The organism is Phyllobacterium brassicacearum (assembly GCF_003010955.1).
Lineage (GTDB): Bacteria > Pseudomonadota > Alphaproteobacteria > Rhizobiales > Rhizobiaceae > Phyllobacterium > Phyllobacterium brassicacearum.
Genome location: NZ_PGGO01000057.1, coordinates 1 through 2504 on the forward strand (window position 1 = coordinate 1; position 2504 = coordinate 2504).

Annotated in this window: 3 protein-coding genes; all 3 read left to right on the plus strand. The window is 60.0% G+C overall.

What is annotated here, in order from left to right; all coding sequences use genetic code 11:
* The first annotated feature begins 120 nt into the window (after positions 1 to 120).
* The 3 genes from CU102_RS28175 to tnpC all read left to right on the plus strand — a co-directional run bounded on the left by CU102_RS28175 (position 121) and on the right by tnpC (position 2482).
* A complete protein-coding gene (locus tag CU102_RS28175; protein WP_245425630.1) occupies positions 121 to 474 on the plus strand; it encodes a transposase in 354 nt (117 codons plus the stop codon).
* Positions 471 to 815, plus strand: a complete 345-nt coding sequence (gene tnpB / locus CU102_RS28180) for an IS66 family insertion sequence element accessory protein TnpB (protein ID WP_106714336.1) — start codon at positions 471 to 473, stop codon at positions 813 to 815. Before CU102_RS28175 ends, tnpB begins: the two co-directional genes overlap by 4 nt.
* Positions 816 to 889: 74 nt before the next feature.
* Complete coding sequence (tnpC, locus tag CU102_RS28185; protein WP_106714337.1) at positions 890 to 2482, plus strand: IS66 family transposase; 1593 nt, start codon at positions 890 to 892, stop codon at positions 2480 to 2482.
* The last annotated feature ends 22 nt before the right edge of the window (positions 2483 to 2504 follow it).

Here is a 2504-nt window from a genome sequence, read left to right on the forward strand (position 1 = left end):
GTAAGCGCCAAGGTCGCCCCATCTGGCGGGCGCTTTGAGGGGCCGGTATTGATGCTGGAGCAATAAGCTTCGGTGTGAATTTCTATGTCTGCTGCTATGTCTGGTGATAGAAACTTCCATATGATCGAGGCGGTTTCCGACCGCTTGGAGGGCGCGCCGCTTACGCCACGGCGGCGTTGGTCCGACGATATCAAGGCGCGGGCGGTGGCGGAATCGCTTGTGCCGGGAGCGAACGTATCGGCGATTGCCCGGCGTGTTGGAATTGTGCCATCGCAATTGTTCGGGTGGCGGCGGCAGGCAATCCGCAACGGACTGGTGACGTTGGACAACGCCCAGGCCGGATCGGCCCGCGTCAAAGCGGATACCGTCTCTTCGGTGGTGGAAATCGTCGTTGGCGACGTCACCATCCGAACTGGTGCGGATATCGATGAAGCGCATCTGCGGCGTATGCTGCGTGCGGTCCGCTCTTCATGATCCCGTCGGGCGTGAAGGTCTTCCTGGCCAGCCATCCGATTGATTTCCGCAAAGGTCCGGATGGCTTGTTGTCTCTGGTGCGTGACGCCGGCGCCGATCCGTTCAACGGTGCGCTTTATGTTTTTCGCGCCAAGAGAGCCGACAGAGTCAAGATCGTCTGGTGGGATGGTTCGGGCGTGTGCCTCTATGCCAAGCGGCTGGAGAAGGCGAAGTTCTGCTGGCCGAGGATCGGGCATAATCGGGTGCAGCTCAACCACGCGCAGTTGTTGGCACTGGTTGATGGCATGGACTGGAAGCGGGTTCGGTCAGTGCCAGTGAAACGCCCGCAATCTGTTGGATAAAACCCCCGCGGCAGAGTGAATCAGGACGCGATAAGGGGAGGAAATTCCGGGCAAAATATGCTCTGATCGGGATCATGACGCCGCCCGATCTCACGCTTCCCGACGACATCGATGCGCTGAAAGCCATGGTGCTTGCCATGGTCGAAAAAGCCGCGCGGGCAGAAGCACTTGAGGCCGAGAATGCTGGTCTGAAAGCGTTGAATGCGACCGCAGCCGAGCGCATTGCGCGACTGACCTCGATCCTCAAGGCGCTCGAGCGCGCCCGGTTCGGCAAGCGCTCGGAGAAGCTCGGTTCCGATGCTGCGGGTGATGAACAACAAGCCTTCGTGTTCGACGAGATCGAAACCGGCATCGCGGCGATCCAGGCCCAGCTCGACAAGGCGCGCGGTTCCGACAAAGTCAAACGCACTCCACGTCCGCGCAAAGCCTTTGCACCGCATCTCGAGCGGATCGAGGTGGTGATCGAACCGGACGAGCTTGCCGAACATGAGGGCAAGCAGAAGATCCTGATCGGCGAAGACGTCTCCGAGCGGCTCGATGTGACGCCAGCCAAATTCCGGGTCATCGTCACCCGCCGCCCGAAATATGCGTTCAAGAACGAAGATGGTGTTATCCAGGCACCGGCACCGGCGCATCTCATCGAGAGCGGCATTCCTACCGAAGCGCTTGTGGCCCAGATCGCTGTCTCAAAATATGCCGATGGCCTGCCGCTCTATCGGCAAGAGGCCATCTATGCCCGTGACAAGGTGGAGCTCGATCGCTCACTGATGGCCCAATGGATGGGCAAGCTCGGCTTTGAGCTCGAACCGCTGGCGGGTTATATTCTCGCCCTGATCAAGCAGGGCGACAGGATCTTTGCCGACGAGACGACGCTGCCAACATTGGCGCCTGGATCCGGCCGCACAAAAACAGCCTATCTGTGGGCTTACGCCAGAGATGACCGGACGTTCGGCGGCAATGGCCCGCCTCTGGTCGCCTATCGCTTTGAGGACAGCCGATCCGGCGACTGCGTTGCCCGGCATCTCGACGACTATCGAGGTATCCTTCAAGTCGATGGGTATGCCGCCTATAACCGGCTCGCCAGATCCGATCGCGGCAATGATGCCGTTATGCTGGCAGGGTGCTGGAGCCACGTCCGCAGAAAATTCTATGAACTGCACATCAATGACAGCGCCAGGCTCGCAACCACGACCATCGAGCGGATGACCAGACTATGGGCCGTCGAAGAGACCGTGCGAGGTCAGGATCCCGCTGTCCGCGCTGCTGCTCGACAAGAAACCTCGGCCACGATTGTCGCAGAGCTGTTCAATCTGTGGGAAGACGCGCTCGCGCGCATCTCCGGCAAGTCCAAACTTGCTGAAGCAATCCGTTATGCCACCGCGCGGCGCGCAACACTCGAGCGCTTCCTGACCGACGGGCGCATCGAGATCGACTCCAATATTGTCGAGCGGGCCATCAGGCCCCAAACCATTACACGGAAAAATGCACTGTTCGCCGGCTCCGACGGCGGTGGTCGAACCTGGGCTACGATCGCCACGCTCATCACCACGGCCAAGATGAACAACGTCGATCCTCTGGCATGGCTCACACAGACCCTCGAGCGCATCGCCAACGGCTGGCCAAATAGCAAAATCGATGCTCTCATGCCGTGGAACTACAACGCCTGAACGGCCTCAGCTTCCCGCTTAC